Consider the following 15,004-nt stretch of genomic DNA (forward strand, 5'->3'; position numbering starts at 1 on the left):
TTTTTATAAGCCTGAGTGATGTCAAACCACAGCGGCCCCATACGGCTGTGGTTTGCCATCGGCAAGGGCGCGCCATTTTTATCCGTCACTATCGAGGTGTACCATTTTTACCCGAGTAGCCAATTTTTGCCGTAAGGTACTCACCGGCGATGACAAATCGGCCCGCGATGATGCGCCGGCCAACGATAAAGCGCCGGTTCGCGAAGAGCAGGCCGCGGCCCAGGAACCCGCCGCGCCGCGTCAGCGCTCTGCCGATAAAGGGCGGGAGCACGCCGGCCGTCGCCCTGCACCGCGCAAACGCGCACCGTCATCCGCAGCCGAGGGCACGCGTCCGATGACCGTTATCCCGCGCGAACAGCACGCCATTTCGCGCAAAGATATCAGCGAGAACGCCCTGAAGGTGCTGTACCGCCTGAACAAGTCCGGCTTTGAGGCCTATCTGGTCGGCGGCGGCGTGCGCGATCTGCTGCTGGGTAAGAAACCGAAAGACTTCGACATCACCACCAACGCCACGCCGGAGCAGGTGCGCAAGCTGTTCCGCAACTGCCGTCTGGTCGGCCGCCGCTTCCGTCTGGCGCACGTGATGTTCGGGCCGGAAATCATCGAGGTCGCCACCTTCCGCGGCCACCACGAGCAGAATCCGGAGCACGACAAGAACTCCTCGCAGCAGGCCCAGAGCGGCATGCTGCTGCGCGACAATATCTTCGGCTCCATTGAAGAGGACGCCCAGCGTCGCGACTTCACCATCAACAGCCTGTATTACGGCGTGGCAGACTTCGCCCTGCGCGACTATGTCGGCGGCCTGCGCGATCTGCAGCAGGGGGTGATTCGCCTGATTGGCGACCCGGAAACCCGCTACCGCGAAGACCCGGTGCGCATGCTGCGCGCGGTGCGCTTCGCCGCCAAGCTGGATATGACCATCAGCGAAGAAACCGCCGAGCCGCTCCCGCGCCTGGCATCGCTGCTGCACGATATTCCGCCGGCGCGCCTGTTTGAAGAGTCGCTGAAACTGCTGCAGTCCGGCTACGGTTTCCAGACCTACCTGAAACTGTGCGAATACCAGCTGTTCCAGCCGCTGTTCCCGCTGATCGCCCGTCAGTTCACGCCGAACCACAATACGCCGATGGAGCGTATCCTGGTGCAGGTGCTGAAGAACACCGATCATCGCCTGCAGAACAACATGCGCGTCAACCCGGCGTTCCTGTTCGCCGCCATGCTGTGGTATCCGCTGCTGGAGCACGCGCAGAAGCTGGCACAGGAGAGCGGCCTGGCCTATTACGACGCCTTCGCGCTGGCGATGAACGACGTGCTGGACGAGCAGTGCCGCTCGCTGGCGATCCCGAAACGCATCACCACGCTGGTGCGCGATATCTGGCAGCTGCAGCTGCGTCTGTCGCGTCGTCAGGGCAAGCGCGCGCACAAGCTGATGGAACATCCGAAATTCCGCGCCGCTTACGATCTGCTGGCGCTGCGCGCCCAGGTGGAGAACAACCCGGAGATGCAGCGTCTGGCCGAATGGTGGGCCGAGTTCCAGGACGCAACGCCGGCAAGCCAGAAAACCATGCTCGGTTCGCTGGGCGAAGACCCGACGCCGCGCCGCTCACGTCAGCGCCGGCCGCGTCGCCGCGCGCCGCGTAAAGAAGGGGCATAATGATCCGCGTGTATATCGCGCTGGGCAGCAACCTGGCGCAGCCGCTGCAACAGGTTCAGGCCGCGCTGGAGGCGCTGGAGCATCTCCCGCGCAGCCGGCTGGTCGCCTGTTCTTCGTTCTACCGCACCAAACCGCTGGGGCCGCAGAACCAGCCGGACTTCCTTAACGCCGTGGCGGCGCTGGATACGCAGCTGCCCGCCGAACAGCTGCTCGATCACACGCAGGAAATTGAGCGCAACCAGGGGCGGGTGCGCAAGGATGAACGCTGGGGACCGCGTACGCTCGATCTCGATATGCTGCTGTACGGCGACAGCGTGATCGACAGCGAGCGCCTGACGGTGCCGCACTACGGCCTGAAACAACGCGAGTTCATGCTCTATCCGTTGGCGGAGATCGCCCCCGACCTGATTCTGCCGGACGGCGAACCGCTGTCCGCCTGCCTGCAGCGCGTGCCGATGAACGGCATGACGCTGTGGCAGCCGGCCTGACGCCTGTTAGCCGCGGGCGCCCTGCCGCTACAGCATCACCCGAACCTGAAAGCCCCCTTCCTGCCGGTTGGCGAAACTGACCCGTAAGCCATGCAGCGCCGCAATGCGCTGCACAATCGACAGCCCCAGCCCGCTGCCGGTCGGTTCCTGCCCCGGCGGCCGGTAGAAACGTTCCCCCAGCCGCGCCAGATGTTCGTCCGTCACCCCCGGCCCGTCGTCCTCCACCGTCAGCGCGCGCGGCGTTAACGTGACGGTCACCGTGCCGCCGGACGGCGTATAGCGCAGCGCATTATCCACCAGATTACGCACCAGCAGCGACAGCAGCAGCGCCTGCCCCGGCCGCGGCGTCGGGGCGCCCTGCGCCTCATAGCGCAGCGTCATCCCCGCGCGGTGGGCATCGCGCTCCTGCTCGGCCAGCGTCGCCGTCACCAGATGATGCCAGTCGATGCGCTCCTGCTGGTGCAGGTCCGGCAGCGCATCCAGCCGCGACAGCGTCAGCAGTTGGTCCACCAGCCGCGTGGCGCGGTCAATGCTGATGGTCAGCTTCTCCAGCGCGGGGGCGCGCACTTCAGCGTTATCGCCGGCCAGCTGCACCACTTCGGTCTGCACCCGCAGCGCCGCCAACGGGCTGCGCAGCTCATGCGCCGCATCGGAGGTAAAGCGCCGTTCGCGCTGCAGCATGGCGCCGATGCGGGCGAACAGCGCGTTGAGCGCGTCCACCAGCGGGCGCACTTCGCTCGGCACCCGGTGCGCCTGAAGCGGCGCGTCGTCATCCGGCGCGCGGCGATGCAGCTCCTGCGCCACGCTGCGCAGCGGACGCAGCTCACGCCCCACCACCACGGCAATCAGCAGCATCAGCAGCGGCAGCGTCGCCAGCCACGGCGTCAGCTGCCCGGTCACCAGCGCCCAGGCCATATCCTGCCGGTACTCCATCTCCTGGCCGACGGCGATGCGCTGACGGCCGTCCGGGCTGGTCAGCCAAACCAGCCGCCAGCGGTCGTCATCCCCTTTCAGGCGGCCGTCGACAAAGCCGTCCGTCCGCGCGTCAAACACGATATCCTCGCCGTTTTCCCCGTCGTTCAGCAGCATGCGCCCCTGGCGGTCAAAAATGGCGAACGCCAGCGCGTCGTCATCCTGCTGGCCGCGCTTGCCGTGGCGCACCAGCTTTTTGGTCTTCGGCAGGCTGCCGACGCTTGAGATATCGCCGAGATTGGCCGTCGCCAGCCGTTTGGCGAACAGCATCTGCTGGGTATCGAACACCTTATTCAGATTGTGGCGCGTGATGTTCCACGCCACCGCGCTGGCGACGCCCCAGGTCAGCAGCGCCAGCAGGCTGAACAGGATAATCAGCCGCAGCCGCAGACTCAGCCGCTTCACTCGGCGTCCCCCAGCGTGTAGCCCACGCCGTGCACCGTGCGGATAAAGCCGTTGCCCAGCTTGCGGCGCAGGTGGTGGATATGCACCTCCACCGCGTTACTGCTCACCTCATCGTCCCAGCTGTACAGCTTTTCCTGAATCAGCGGCCGCGCCAGCACCCGCCCCTTGTTATGTAAAAACAGCTCCAGCACCGCCAGCTCGCGCGGCGTCAGCGTCACCAGCGCGCCGTCCAGCGTGACGCTGCGCGCCGCGGTGTCGAACACCAGCCGGCCGTGCGTCAGCTGCGCGCTCAGCCGGCCGTGACGGCGGCGAATCAGCGCCTGCAGACGCGCCGCCACCTCCGCCAGCGCAAACGGCTTGCACAGGTAGTCGTCGGCGCCGCTCTGCAAGCCGTCTACCCGCTGCGACAACGCATCGCGCGCGGTCAGGATCAGCACCGGCACGTCCTCGCCGGCCTGCCGCCATTCGCGCAGCAGATCGAGGCCGTCGATGCCCGGCAGGCTGAGATCGAGGATCACCGCATCATAGGGCGCGCTGCCCAGCGCCTGTTTGCCGAGCTTGCCGTCGCTAAACCAGTCGAGGGTAAAGCCCAACTGGCTCAGCCCGACCTTGATGCCGTCGCCGATAATCTTGTCGTCTTCAATCAGCAGAATTCTCATGCACGTCCTTATTTTCGCCGCGGGTGGCCATTTTTTCGCCTGGGCCGGGGCATCTGTAAAGCGAGATTGACTTATTACATCATAAGGTTCTTAAGAACATCTTAACCATAACTATCGTCGCTACCCACCCCCGGAGGGTTACAGTAGAATGACAGCACTTTTTTTCCGCCAGCGCCGGTGCACGCCACGCGGCGCTACCAAGGAGACGTTGTGATGAAACCCACCACCGTGACCCACTTACGCCAGTGGAAACAGGAGCAGCGCAAGTTTGCGACGCTGACCGCCTACGATGCCAGCTTCGCCAGACTGTTTGAAGAACAGGGCATCAAACTCATGCTGGTCGGCGACTCACTGGGCATGACGCTGCAGGGGCACGACTCCACGCTGCCGGTCACCGTGGCCGACATCGCCTACCACACCCGCGCCGTACGCCGCGGCGCGCCAGCCTGCCTGCTGCTGGCCGACCTGCCGTTTATGGGATACGCCACCCCGGAGCAGACCTTCGCCAACGCGGCGGAAGTGATGCGCGCCGGCGCCAACATGATCAAAATCGAAGGCGGCAGCTGGCTGTGCGATACGGTGAAGATGCTGGTGGAGCGCGCCGTGCCGGTGTGCGGCCATCTGGGGCTGACCCCGCAGTCGGTGAATATTTTCGGCGGCTACAAGGTGCAGGGCCGTGATGACGCGGCAGCCAACCAGCTGATTGAAGACGCGAAGAATCTGGAACAGGCCGGCATTCAGCTGCTGGTGCTGGAGTGCGTGCCGACCGAGCTGGCGCGCAAAATCACCGCCATGCTGTCCATTCCGGTGATCGGCATCGGCGCGGGCAACGGCACCGACGGCCAGATCCTGGTAATGCACGACGCCTTCGGCATCACCGGCGGCCACACGCCGAAGTTCGCCAAAAACTTCCTCGCCCAGAGCGGCGACCTGCGCAGCGCGGTGCAACAGTACATTCAGGAAGTCGAACAGGGGATTTACCCTGCGGCCGAGCACTCATTTAACTAAGCGTCAGCCCTATTGAACCGGGAGCCAACATGTTAATTATTCAGACCCTGCCGCTGCTGCGCCAGCATATTCGCCGCTACCGTCAGGAAGGGAAACGCATCGCGCTGGTGCCGACCATGGGCAATCTGCACGACGGCCATATGACGCTGATCGACGAGGCCCGCGCCCGCGGCGATATCGTGGTGGTCAGCATTTTCGTCAACCCGATGCAGTTTGACCGGCCGGAAGATCTGACCAACTACCCGCGCACCCTGCAAGAAGACTGCGAGAAGCTGACCCGCAACAACGTCGATCTGGTGTTTGCGCCGGCGCCGGCGGAAGTGTATCCGCAGGGTCTGGGCGAACAGACCTTCGTTGAGGTGCCCGGCATCTCCGCCATGCTGGAGGGCGCCAGCCGTCCCGGCCACTTCCGCGGGGTATCAACCATCGTCAGCAAACTGTTCAACCTGGTGCAGCCGGACCTGGCCTGCTTCGGCGAGAAGGATTACCAGCAGCTGGCGCTGATCCGCAAAATGGTGGCCGATATGGGCTACGACATCGAGATCGTCGGCGTGCCGACCGTGCGCGCCAAGGACGGTCTGGCGCTCAGCTCGCGCAACGGCTACCTGACGGCGGACGAACGCAAGAAGGCGCCGCAGCTCAGCCGCATCATGAAGGCGCTGGCCGAGCGGCTGGGCAACGGCGAGCGGCAGATTGACGAACTGCTGGCGCAGACCGCCGAGCAGCTGCGCGACGCCGGCTTCACCCCGGACGAGCTGTTTATCCGCGACGCCGACAGCCTGCAGCCGCTCAGCGCCGACAGCCGGCGTGCGGTAGTGCTGATGGCCGCCTGGCTGGGCAAAGCCCGGCTGATTGATAACCAGCAGGTCGATCTGACCGAGTAACTATTTTTTGCACAGTTGTCACCATTCCCCCGGCCTTCCAAGTAGACAAGCCCGAGGAGATCGGTGACGATATGGCGGTTCGCTGTCGGAACTTAACTCACGCCTGTGAAAGGTAACGCTATGATACGTACTATGCTGCAAGGCAAACTGCACCGGGTGAAGGTCACCCAGGCAGACCTGCATTATGAAGGCTCCTGCGCCATCGACCAGGATTTTCTGGATGCCGCCGGCATCCTGGAATATGAAGCTATCGATATTTATAACGTTGATAACGGTCAGCGTTTTTCCACCTACGCCATCGCCGCCGAACGCGGCTCGCGCATTATTTCCGTCAACGGCGCGGCCGCCCGCTGCGCCTGCGTCGGCGACCTGCTGATTATCTGTTCTTACGTACAGATGAGCGATGCCGATGCGCGCCAGCATCACCCGAAAGTCGCCTACTTTGAAGGGGACAACCAGCTGCAGCGCAAAGCGAAAGCGGTGCCGGTACAGGTTGCCTGACGGTCGAAAAACATGGCAAGGGGCTGAACCGGGTTCAGCCCCTTTTTTATCGGCGTTACTGCACCACCGTACCCGGCTTATTGGCGATGCGGTCCGCCATCGTCTGGATCGAGTCGGTGCGCAGAATATACAGCCGCTTCAGCTTATACGGGTTGTCGCCCGGCTTCACCTTCCCCTGCACCGTCGTCACCGCCAGATGGAAACCGGCGTCTTCCGCCGCCTGCACCGCCTTCTGGTTATAGGCGCCGAACGGGTAGGAGAGATACAGCACATGCGGGTTGAACTGCGACAGCGCGCGGCGGGAGTGCTCAAAATCAAACGTGATATTGTGCAGGCTGCGGCTCAGCAGGATCGGCCGCTTATAGCCGTCGATGCGGTGCAGGAAGTGGGTATGCGACTGGATATCAAACACATCCTGCAGCTGCTTCAGCTCCGAAATGCTCATAAACTGCAGTGAATCCGGGTTCCACTTCTGCGGATGGCGCTTGATGCGCGACGAGACAATAAACGCCGTCGCGCGGAAACCGTACTGCTTCAGCACCGGATAGGCGTAGCGATACACCGATTTCAGCCCGTCGTCGAAGGTCAGCACCACCGCCTTACCCGGCAGGTTGATGCGGTTCTTCAGATAGGCTTCCAGCTGATAGAGCGAAATGGTGTCGTAGCCGGCCTGCTTCAGGTAGGTCATCTGATTGCTGAAGGCCACGTCCGAGGTGGTGGTGGAGGTGTGGCGAAAACGCTTGTTCTCGTCGTTCTTCAGCAGGTGGTGATAGGTCAGCACCGGAATGCCGTTATCGACTTCGCAGTCCAGTTCACTGACGTAGCCAAGCCGATCGCCGAGATTGATTTCATACCAGGTGTTATTCAGCCGATCCTTCAGCCTGCCGATAATCGGATAGCGCAGGTTCTCTTCCAGAATGCCGAAGATTTCGCTTTTGTTATCCGCCGCGGTGTAGACGTTGATCGCCTGACGGGTGATCAGGTTCTGGTTGGTCAGCGGCTTATTCAGCTCCCCCAGCGGATCTTTCACCTTTTCCGCCTGCGCCCGGTTAAGGCGCTCAACGTCGTCCTTATCGATAAACCCTACGCCGTGGCCGAACTTCAGCTCATAATATTCCGCGTCCGCCGGAAAGACCTGCACCAGCTGCCCTTCCTTCACTTCGCCCACCGGAATAACCTGTTCGCCGATCAGCGAATAGATCTCGCTGTCGCGTTTTGCTTCCATATAACCGGATTTTAGCGCGTTGTCTGCCGACACCAGGCCGGCCGACGCCGCCGGCGCCAGCAGCGACGTCAACACGCCGGCCAGCGTTGCCGCTATCTTGATGTGAAACCGCATGAGAGTGTTTTAACCGTGCGTAATGACCAAAAGTCGAGGGTGCATCAGCATAGCACGATTTACAGTGGGGGAGAAAAAGGTGGGATAACGGACTTTCCCCCTCCCGCAACACGCCGGCGGGAGGGGGAACGGCCATCAGGTGCGCAGACCGCGGCCGCGCTCGATCAGGTACCAGGCCAGCAGGTAGAACACGGCGATAAACGCCAGCAGCACCGCCATGGTCAGCGTCAGCGGCACGTCGTGCACGCCAAGGAAGCCGTAGCGGAAACCGCTGATCATATACACGATCGGGTTCAGCTTCGACACCGCCTGCCAGAACGGCGGCAGCAGCGACAGCGAGTAGAACACGCCTCCCAGATAGGTCAGCGGCGTCAGCACAAAGGTCGGGATCAGGCTGATATCGTCAAAGGTGGTGGCGAAGACCGCGTTGAGCAGGCCGCCCAGCGAGAACAGAATCGCCGTCAGCAGCAGCGTGGCGGCAATCACCCACCAGGCATGGATCTGCAGCGGCACGAAGAACAACGAGATCGCCGTCACCAGCACGCCCACGCAGATGCCGCGCGCCACGCCGCCGCCGACGTAACCGGCGATCACCACGTGGGTCGGCACCGGCGCCACCAGCAGTTCTTCGATATTGCGCTGGAATTTGGCGCTGAAGAACGATGAGGCGACGTTGGCGTAAGAGTTGGTGATTACCGCCATCATAATCAGGCCGGGCACGATAAACTGCATATAGGTGAAGCCGTGCATATTGCCGATCTGCGAACCGATCAGATTACCGAAGATGATAAAATACAGCGTCATGGTGATCACCGGCGGCACCAGGGTCTGCACCCAGATACGCGCAAAACGGTGTACTTCTTTCGCCCAGATGCTCTGCAATGCCACCCAGTACAAACGTGTCATGCTTTTTCTCCATTACCATTAACCAGGGTGACAAACAGCTCTTCCAGCCGGTTAGCCTTGTTGCGCATGCTCAGCACCTGCACGCCCTGCGCGCTCAGCTGGCTGAACAGGCCATTCAGCCCCTGTTCGCGCATCACTTCCACTTCCAGCGTTGAGGTGTCGACCAGCCGGCTGTGATAGCCGTCCAGCGCCGGCAGCGGGCTTTTCGCCGCCAGATCGAGAATAAAGGTCTCCGACTTCAGCTTCGCCAACAGCCCTTTCATTGAGGTGTTTTCCACCAGCTCGCCGTTCTGGATAATGCCGATATTGCGGCACAGCATCTCCGCTTCTTCCAGATAGTGGGTCGTCAGAATGATGGTGGTGCCCTGCGCATTGAGGTCTTTCAGGAAGCCCCACATGGAGCGGCGCAGTTCAATATCCACCCCGGCGGTCGGCTCATCGAGGATCAGCAGCTTGGGCTGATGCATCAGCGCACGGGCGATCATCAGGCGGCGCTTCATCCCGCCGGACAACATGCGCGCCCGCTCGTTGCGCTTCTCCCACAGATCCAGCTGCGTCAGGTATTTTTCCGCGCGCGACAGCGCATCGCGCCGCGTCACGCCGTAGTAGCCCGCCTGGTTGACCACAATCTGCATCACGGTTTCAAACGGATTGAAGTTGAACTCCTGCGGCACCAGCCCCAGCTGGCGTTTGGCGTTGACGATGTCTTTATCGGTGTCATAGCCAAACACCTGCACCTTGCCGGAGGTTTTATTCACCAGCGAGCTGATAATCCCGATGGTGGTGGATTTGCCCGCGCCGTTCGGCCCCAGCAAAGCATAGAAATCACCGGCTTCGACGCGCAGGTCGATACCGCGCAACGCCTTGACCCCGCCGGCGTAGGTCTTGGTCAACTGTGTTAATTCCAGTGCATAATTCATAAGCGATAAGGGTACCCTATGACCATGTATTCGAGACTGATGTTATTGAATCATTACTTCGATCTTACCATCAACGGCGCGCCTGCCGAGTTGAATCCGTGCGGTTAACTCCACTGTTCCGATTTCAAAACTGTGACGCTTGCCCTATATTACTCCTACGCAAAGTGTTCATTACAGGTGCATAACCGTCATGAAAGAGATAGAAAGGCTAATTGCCAATAACCAAGCGTGGTCCTCCAACATCAACCAGGAAGACCCCGAATTCTTTGAACGACTGGCGCAGGCGCAAAAACCGCGCTTTCTGTGGATTGGCTGTTCTGACAGCCGCGTGCCTGCCGAACGTCTGACCGGAATGGAACCGGGAGAACTGTTCGTGCACCGCAACGTGGCCAACCTGGTGATTCACACCGATCTTAACTGCCTGTCGGTGGTACAGTACGCCGTCGATGTGCTGCAGGTTGAACATATCATTATCTGCGGCCACCTGGGCTGCGGCGGCGTGCAGGCGGCGGTTGAAAACCCGGAGCTGGGGCTGATCAACAACTGGCTGCTGCATATCCGCGATCTGTGGTACAAGCATAGCCCGCAACTGGAAAAACTCGACAAGGAAGAGTGTCTCAACGCCCTGTGCGAGATCAACGTGATCGAACAGGTGCATAACCTGGGCCACTCTACCATCATGCAGTCCGCCTGGCAGCGCGGCCAGAAAGTGATGATTCACGGCTGGGTGTACGGCATTCAGGACGGACGCCTGCGCGATCTGGAGGTCACGGCCACCAGCCGCGAAAGCCTGGAGCAGGGCTACCGCAAAGGCATTTCGACGCTGCTGCAGAGCAAAGGCTTACAGCCGCCGCAGGCATAAGCCTGCTGCTACCTCACGCCGAACTGGCGGGGGCGCGTTTAACCACGTCGCCCCCGATCTTGCTTACTCGTCGAGCAGCACCACTTTGCCGACGTACGGCAGGTGGCGATAGCGCTGGGCATAGTCGATGCCGTAGCCGACCACAAACTCGTCCGGTATAGAAAAGCCTACGTACTCGACCGGCACTTCAACTTCACGACGCTCCGGTTTATCCAGCAGCGTACAGATCGCCAGTGATTTCGGGCCGCGCAGCGCCAGAATTTCGCGCACTTTGTTCAGCGTATTGCCGGAATCGATGATGTCTTCCACGATCAGCACGTCTTTGCCGCGGATGTCTTCATCAAGATCTTTGAGGATTTTCACGTCGCGGGTGGTGGACATGCCGCTACCGTAGCTGGAGGCGGTCATGAAATCGACCTCGTGCGACACCTCAATGGTGCGGCACAGATCCGCCATAAACATGAAAGAGCCGCGCAGCAACCCGACCAGCACCATATCGCTGCCGCTGTCGCGGTAATGTTCGGTGATCTGGCGGCCAAGTTCGGCGATTCGGGTCTTAACTTCCTGCTCGGAAATCATTACTTCTACAGTGTGTTTCATAGTATTCAGGTCTATTGCCGGAAGAAAGGCGCAGATTCTAGCATAGCCTGACAGCAGAGGCGACGCGAGCGCGCCGCCCTGCCATTTTTCCCCTTAGGCGACGGTAAAGCCCATCATCATGCCGGTATCTTCATGCTCCAGCAGGTGACAGTGCGCCATATAGGCATGTTCCGCACTGGCCTCATGGTTAAACTGCACCAGCACCTCGCTGCGCGCGCCTTCCACCCGCACCGTATCCTTCCAGCCTGCGCGATGCGCCGCCGGCGGCTTGCCGTTTTCGCTTAAAATACGGAACTGGGTGCCGTGAATATGGAAAGGATGCAGCATCATGTCGCCTTCGCCGGAGATGACCCACTTCTCATACTGCCCGCGTTTGGCAGCGAACACCGGCTTGCTCATGTCAAACGCCTTGCCGTTGATGGTATTGCCGTGGCTGAAATCATACGGCTGCTCGCCGTGCTTCATCTTACCGTGGTCCATGCCGGTCATGCTGCCGTGATCCATTTTGCTGTGATCCATCCCGGCCATTTTGCTGTGATCCATCCCGGCCATCTTGCCGTGGTCCATGCCGGCCATCTGGCCGCCGCTCTCCGGCGCACCGTGCCCCATGCTGCCATGGTCCATACTCATGCCGGCCATCGCCTGATGTCCGTAGCGATCCATCAGCGCCTTCATCCCCAGCATATCCAGTTTAGGATCCATCATCAGGCGGAACTCACGCTGCTGCGCGCCGGTGGCGGCGGCAGGCAGCGGCGGCAGTGTCACCAGGCTGTCCGGCATCGATTTAATCCCCTGCGCCAGCGATGGCTGAATATGCAGCACCGGCAGCGGCTGGTCGAACGGCGCCAGCGTCATCCCCATCTGCTGTACCGGCAGCGTGACGATATCAAACGGTTTACCGTCGCTGGTGTCGACCAGCACTTCAAAACGTTCACCCATCAGCATCGGCAGTTCCGTCAGCTTCACCGGCTCGCCGAGGAAACCGCCGTCGCTGGCGATAACGTACAGCGGCCGCCGATCGCTGGCGGCCAGCTGCAGCGAACGCGCGTTACAGCCGTTGAGAAAGCGCAGGCGCAGCCAGCCGCGCGGCGCGACGTGCTGCGGGTACTGCGCGCCGTTGGTGAACATGCGGTCGCCGAACCAGCCCACCGCCGCGCTCATAATATCGAGCTGATACTCAATCTGCGCATCTTTGCCCAGCCGCTTGTCCTGCAAAATCACCGGGATATCATCCTTGCCCCAGGTTTTCGGCAGCGACAGTTTGCTGCTCTCTTCATCTTCCAGCAGCACCAGGCCGCCCAGCCCCATCATCACCTGATGGCCGGTTTTACCGTGCGTATGCGGGTGGAACCAGCAGGTGGCCGCCGGCTGGTCGATGGTGAAATGGACGGTGCGGGTGGCGCCCGGCGCAATCAGCGCCTGCGGGCCGCCATCGACATCGCCGGGGATCTCCAGCCCGTGCCAGTGAACGGTGCTGGCTTCCGGCAGCCGGTTGTTAATATCGACCGTCACCGCTTTGCCGCGTTGCAGACGCACCGCCGGCCCCAGCAGGGCGCCGTTGACGCCCCAGGTTTTGGTCGCCGCCTGCGGCAGCCAGTTCATCTCGCCGGTCTGCAGCGCCAGCGCCAGCTTGCCTTGCGCATCCGGCGTCAACAGCGGCGGTATCGGCAGCGCGGGCAGATCGGCCGCCCACGCGGCCCGACTCCAGAGCGGCAATGCGCTGACCGCGCCCAATGCGGCGGTATATTTAATAAAATCACGACGTAACATAGCTGACTCCCTTTTCCAGTTACATAAAAATATCCGGCCAGCGTAAACCCTCCCCTTGGTGGAAGGTCAAGTTCAATAATAGTTTGATTTGTCTTGTTTTGTTAGGTTACGTCAAGTTATTCAGGCACCGGCTCCCGCGCTCCCGTCATCGGGCTTCAAACGTACTCTTATATGCGACAATCTCACCGTTTTCTTGCAGTTTGTAGCGTCCTTCATAGGTGGTAAAAACGGTGCCCAGATTACGGCTGTGGCTGACAGAGAAAACCGCATCCTTTTCAATACAGTTCTTTGGCGGTTTCATATCGTCAAAGCACAGTCGATCGTACTTGCCCTCTTCTTTGTAACCGTCACCAAATTTCCAAAATGTGACATAAAAGTAGCTATCTTTTGCCGGGGCAGGAATCCCATATTGCTCTGTTAATGTTTTTTGGTTTTTGAGCCACCAATTCATTTTCCCCCGGTCGCTAAGCGGGAAGTTTTCAACTAAAACAGAAGCAAACTCCCCTTTTTTATGTACGGCAACAATTTTTACCGGACGGACCAATATCCATATCAATAATCCAAGCAGTATGACGACAACCAAAGCAACAAACGTTACCTTACATTTCCCCTTCATCACCACCTCCCCCGCAACTCTACATCCGCTTCCATATTTGTCATAAACGGCTTAAAACCAAACTGGTTATAGCGCTGCAGTACAAACCAGATGCGAAAAAAACGAAACTGATTAAACTTGAACTTTAAAATATCCTCTGTATCCAAACCGAAGTGATCCTGTACTTTGTAGTTCACTGCGACACAATAGCCGCCATTCTCTATATGGAGCGACTTTATAGTAATGTACGTTGCCCATGTATCATGAACGGTTATCCCCATACCGTTAAAATTATCCTGCAACCGATCGAACTTGGGCAGCCTTCCCTCAAGAATAATTTCCCTTATCCTGTAGAGCTTATCATTGGGAAAATAACCATTAACCCTATCGATATTTTCATCCAAAGCATTTCTTACTTTTAATAATGAACTATTTACAGTCTTATCATTAAGAATATGCGCCTTCAGCGCCTGGTCTAACAACGCATCCCGAAACGGCGTGCCGTTGCCGTACTGCATATGGTTGATCATCCTGCCGATCAAAGGGCGATACGGGCCATACAGCGCAAAGGTCGCTGACAGTTCCCGGAACTCATCAAACAGTATCCGGGCGCACTCCTGACGCCCTACCGGCGCACCCGCAGCCGGCGGCCTGAACATCGACGACCAGCCGCCAAAGGCGGCGCTGCGCCTTAGCGTATAGGGGTCTACTCTGGTGGAAACGTCCGTCAAACGAAACTGCGTCTTTAACTGCCCGGACGTCAGGTCACCGCTGCGCATATCCGCCGCACCATAGTCATCCATCCGTTTCTGGGTTTCGAACACCGTACAGGGAAAAGTTAATGCCGTCATCGTTATACACTCCTTGTGTTAATCCTCCTGCGAAACGCACAGAAATCATACGCACAGGCCGAATCGGCTGTAAAGCCGCCCTGCGGACGAAAGTAGAGTGGGAAAGGAAAAAGTGTGGTAACGTCTGCAGACAACCAACGGCCCCATTGTCACGATGAAAAAGACCACTTTATTGATACTGTTGCTGAGTACGCTGGGCTTTTCCAACGCCAGCCTGGCGCTCAATGAATCAGAGGCGGAAGACCTGGCGGATCTGACTGCGGTGTTCGTCTATCTAAAAAACAACTGTGGTTACAAAGACTTGCCTAACGAGCAGGTAAAGCGCGCCATCGTCTATTTTGCCCAGCAGAACCGCTGGGATCTCAGCAATTATGACCACTTCGATATGAAGGCGCTGGGCGAGGACAGCTACCGCGATCTCAGCGGCATTGCCATCCCTACGCCAACCAAGTGCAAATCGCTGGCGCGCGACTCCCTCAGCCTGCTGGCCTACGCCAACTAAAGGCGGCCGGCCCTACGCCGCCGCTCGTCCCTTTCCCGCCGATTGTGTGAAATTCCACCGTGCAACCTGTAGCAGAGTTAGCTATTATGTT

The 15,004-nt window shown here is 59.8% G+C and carries 16 protein-coding genes; 7 read left to right on the forward strand and 9 right to left on the reverse strand.

What is annotated here, in order from left to right; genetic code table 11:
• The first annotated feature begins 52 nt into the window (after positions 1 to 52).
• Both pcnB and folK read left to right on the forward strand, forming a co-directional pair.
• Positions 53 to 1,651 (forward strand): polynucleotide adenylyltransferase PcnB, encoded by a 1,599-nt coding sequence (gene pcnB, locus D781_RS17875; RefSeq protein WP_015673736.1) that lies wholly within the window; start codon positions 53 to 55, stop codon positions 1,649 to 1,651.
• A complete protein-coding gene (gene folK, locus D781_RS17880) occupies positions 1,651 to 2,139 on the forward strand; it encodes a 2-amino-4-hydroxy-6-hydroxymethyldihydropteridine diphosphokinase (protein ID WP_015673737.1) in 489 nt (162 codons plus the stop codon). The genes pcnB and folK overlap by 1 nt, the downstream gene beginning before the upstream one ends.
• A 27-nt stretch (positions 2,140 to 2,166) precedes the next feature.
• Here the strand turns inward: folK and qseC are convergent, their stop codons facing one another.
• Both qseC and qseB read right to left on the reverse strand, forming a co-directional pair.
• Complete coding sequence (gene qseC, locus D781_RS17885) at positions 2,167 to 3,516, reverse strand: quorum sensing histidine kinase QseC (RefSeq protein WP_015673738.1); 1,350 nt, start codon at positions 3,514 to 3,516, stop codon at positions 2,167 to 2,169.
• The gene (qseB, locus tag D781_RS17890) at positions 3,513 to 4,175 is read right to left on the reverse strand and encodes a quorum sensing response regulator transcription factor QseB (protein ID WP_015673739.1); all 663 of its coding nucleotides are present in this window, start codon (positions 4,173 to 4,175) and stop codon (positions 3,513 to 3,515) included. Before qseB ends, qseC begins: the two co-directional genes overlap by 4 nt.
• 213 nt (positions 4,176 to 4,388) lie before the next feature.
• On the opposite strand from qseB, the gene panB reads away from it, so the two are divergent.
• From panB to panD, 3 genes are all read left to right on the forward strand, one after another.
• Positions 4,389 to 5,183, forward strand: a complete 795-nt coding sequence (gene panB / locus D781_RS17895) for a 3-methyl-2-oxobutanoate hydroxymethyltransferase (RefSeq protein ID WP_015673740.1) — start codon at positions 4,389 to 4,391, stop codon at positions 5,181 to 5,183.
• A 29-nt stretch (positions 5,184 to 5,212) separates the two neighbouring features.
• Positions 5,213 to 6,067: a pantoate--beta-alanine ligase gene (gene panC / locus D781_RS17900; RefSeq protein ID WP_015673741.1), complete on the forward strand. Its 855-nt coding sequence runs from the start codon at positions 5,213 to 5,215 to the stop codon at positions 6,065 to 6,067.
• Between the two features lie 120 nt (positions 6,068 to 6,187).
• The gene (panD, locus tag D781_RS17905; RefSeq protein ID WP_015673742.1) at positions 6,188 to 6,568 is read left to right on the forward strand and encodes an aspartate 1-decarboxylase; all 381 of its coding nucleotides are present in this window, start codon (positions 6,188 to 6,190) and stop codon (positions 6,566 to 6,568) included.
• 55 nt (positions 6,569 to 6,623) lie between these two features.
• On the opposite strand, the gene D781_RS17910 is transcribed toward panD, so the two are convergent.
• The 3 genes from D781_RS17910 to D781_RS17920 form a co-directional block, all read right to left on the reverse strand.
• The gene (locus D781_RS17910; protein WP_015673743.1) at positions 6,624 to 7,907 is read right to left on the reverse strand and encodes a polysaccharide deacetylase family protein; all 1,284 of its coding nucleotides are present in this window, start codon (positions 7,905 to 7,907) and stop codon (positions 6,624 to 6,626) included.
• A 135-nt stretch (positions 7,908 to 8,042) separates the two neighbouring features.
• Positions 8,043 to 8,813 (reverse strand): ABC transporter permease, encoded by a 771-nt coding sequence (locus D781_RS17915; protein WP_015673744.1) that lies wholly within the window; start codon positions 8,811 to 8,813, stop codon positions 8,043 to 8,045.
• Complete coding sequence (locus D781_RS17920; protein WP_015673745.1) at positions 8,810 to 9,733, reverse strand: ABC transporter ATP-binding protein; 924 nt, start codon at positions 9,731 to 9,733, stop codon at positions 8,810 to 8,812. The genes D781_RS17915 and D781_RS17920 overlap by 4 nt, the downstream gene beginning before the upstream one ends.
• 190 nt (positions 9,734 to 9,923) lie before the next feature.
• On the opposite strand from D781_RS17920, the gene can reads away from it, so the two are divergent.
• Positions 9,924 to 10,595 (forward strand): carbonate dehydratase, encoded by a 672-nt coding sequence (can, locus tag D781_RS17925; protein ID WP_015673747.1) that lies wholly within the window; start codon positions 9,924 to 9,926, stop codon positions 10,593 to 10,595.
• Positions 10,596 to 10,658: 63 nt separating this feature from the next.
• Here can and hpt read toward each other — a convergent pair whose 3' ends face one another.
• From hpt to D781_RS17945, 4 genes are all read right to left on the reverse strand, one after another.
• A complete protein-coding gene (gene hpt, locus D781_RS17930) occupies positions 10,659 to 11,195 on the reverse strand; it encodes a hypoxanthine phosphoribosyltransferase (protein ID WP_015673748.1) in 537 nt (178 codons plus the stop codon).
• A gap of 93 nt (positions 11,196 to 11,288) precedes the next feature.
• Positions 11,289 to 12,965 (reverse strand): multicopper oxidase CueO, encoded by a 1,677-nt coding sequence (cueO, locus tag D781_RS17935; protein WP_015673749.1) that lies wholly within the window; start codon positions 12,963 to 12,965, stop codon positions 11,289 to 11,291.
• 145 nt (positions 12,966 to 13,110) lie between these two features.
• Positions 13,111 to 13,581, reverse strand: a complete 471-nt coding sequence (locus D781_RS17940) for a DUF943 family protein (protein WP_015673750.1) — start codon at positions 13,579 to 13,581, stop codon at positions 13,111 to 13,113.
• Complete coding sequence (locus tag D781_RS17945) at positions 13,581 to 14,411, reverse strand: DUF3289 family protein (protein ID WP_015673751.1); 831 nt, start codon at positions 14,409 to 14,411, stop codon at positions 13,581 to 13,583. Before D781_RS17945 ends, D781_RS17940 begins: the two co-directional genes overlap by 1 nt.
• Before the next feature lie 154 nt (positions 14,412 to 14,565).
• Here D781_RS17945 and D781_RS17950 point away from each other — a divergent pair, with 154 nt between their 5' ends.
• The gene (locus D781_RS17950) at positions 14,566 to 14,913 is read left to right on the forward strand and encodes a YacC family pilotin-like protein (RefSeq protein ID WP_015673752.1); all 348 of its coding nucleotides are present in this window, start codon (positions 14,566 to 14,568) and stop codon (positions 14,911 to 14,913) included.
• The last annotated feature ends 91 nt before the right edge of the window (positions 14,914 to 15,004 follow it).

It is taken from the genome of Serratia sp. FGI94 (assembly GCF_000330865.1).
GTDB lineage: Bacteria > Pseudomonadota > Gammaproteobacteria > Enterobacterales > Enterobacteriaceae > Serratia_B > Serratia_B rubidaea.

What these genes read in the sequence shown, in the direction of transcription:
- D781_RS17950 (WP_015673752.1), top strand. Translation starts at nt 14,566, where the DNA reads ATGAAAAAGACCACTTTATTGATACTGTTGCTGAGTACGCTGGGCTTT.
- D781_RS17920 (WP_015673745.1), bottom strand. Translation starts at nt 9,733, where the DNA reads ATGAATTATGCACTGGAATTAACACAGTTGACCAAGACCTACGCCGGC.
- folK (WP_015673737.1), top strand. Translation starts at nt 1,651, where the DNA reads ATGATCCGCGTGTATATCGCGCTGGGCAGCAACCTGGCGCAGCCGCTG.
- can (WP_015673747.1), top strand. Translation starts at nt 9,924, where the DNA reads ATGAAAGAGATAGAAAGGCTAATTGCCAATAACCAAGCGTGGTCCTCC.
- D781_RS17910 (WP_015673743.1), bottom strand. Translation starts at nt 7,907, where the DNA reads ATGCGGTTTCACATCAAGATAGCGGCAACGCTGGCCGGCGTGTTGACG.
- D781_RS17915 (WP_015673744.1), bottom strand. Translation starts at nt 8,813, where the DNA reads ATGACACGTTTGTACTGGGTGGCATTGCAGAGCATCTGGGCGAAAGAA.
- panB (WP_015673740.1), top strand. Translation starts at nt 4,389, where the DNA reads ATGAAACCCACCACCGTGACCCACTTACGCCAGTGGAAACAGGAGCAG.
- hpt (WP_015673748.1), bottom strand. Translation starts at nt 11,195, where the DNA reads ATGAAACACACTGTAGAAGTAATGATTTCCGAGCAGGAAGTTAAGACC.
- D781_RS17945 (WP_015673751.1), bottom strand. Translation starts at nt 14,411, where the DNA reads ATGACGGCATTAACTTTTCCCTGTACGGTGTTCGAAACCCAGAAACGG.
- D781_RS17940 (WP_015673750.1), bottom strand. Translation starts at nt 13,581, where the DNA reads ATGAAGGGGAAATGTAAGGTAACGTTTGTTGCTTTGGTTGTCGTCATA.
- panC (WP_015673741.1), top strand. Translation starts at nt 5,213, where the DNA reads ATGTTAATTATTCAGACCCTGCCGCTGCTGCGCCAGCATATTCGCCGC.
- panD (WP_015673742.1), top strand. Translation starts at nt 6,188, where the DNA reads ATGATACGTACTATGCTGCAAGGCAAACTGCACCGGGTGAAGGTCACC.
- qseB (WP_015673739.1), bottom strand. Translation starts at nt 4,175, where the DNA reads ATGAGAATTCTGCTGATTGAAGACGACAAGATTATCGGCGACGGCATC.
- cueO (WP_015673749.1), bottom strand. Translation starts at nt 12,965, where the DNA reads ATGTTACGTCGTGATTTTATTAAATATACCGCCGCATTGGGCGCGGTC.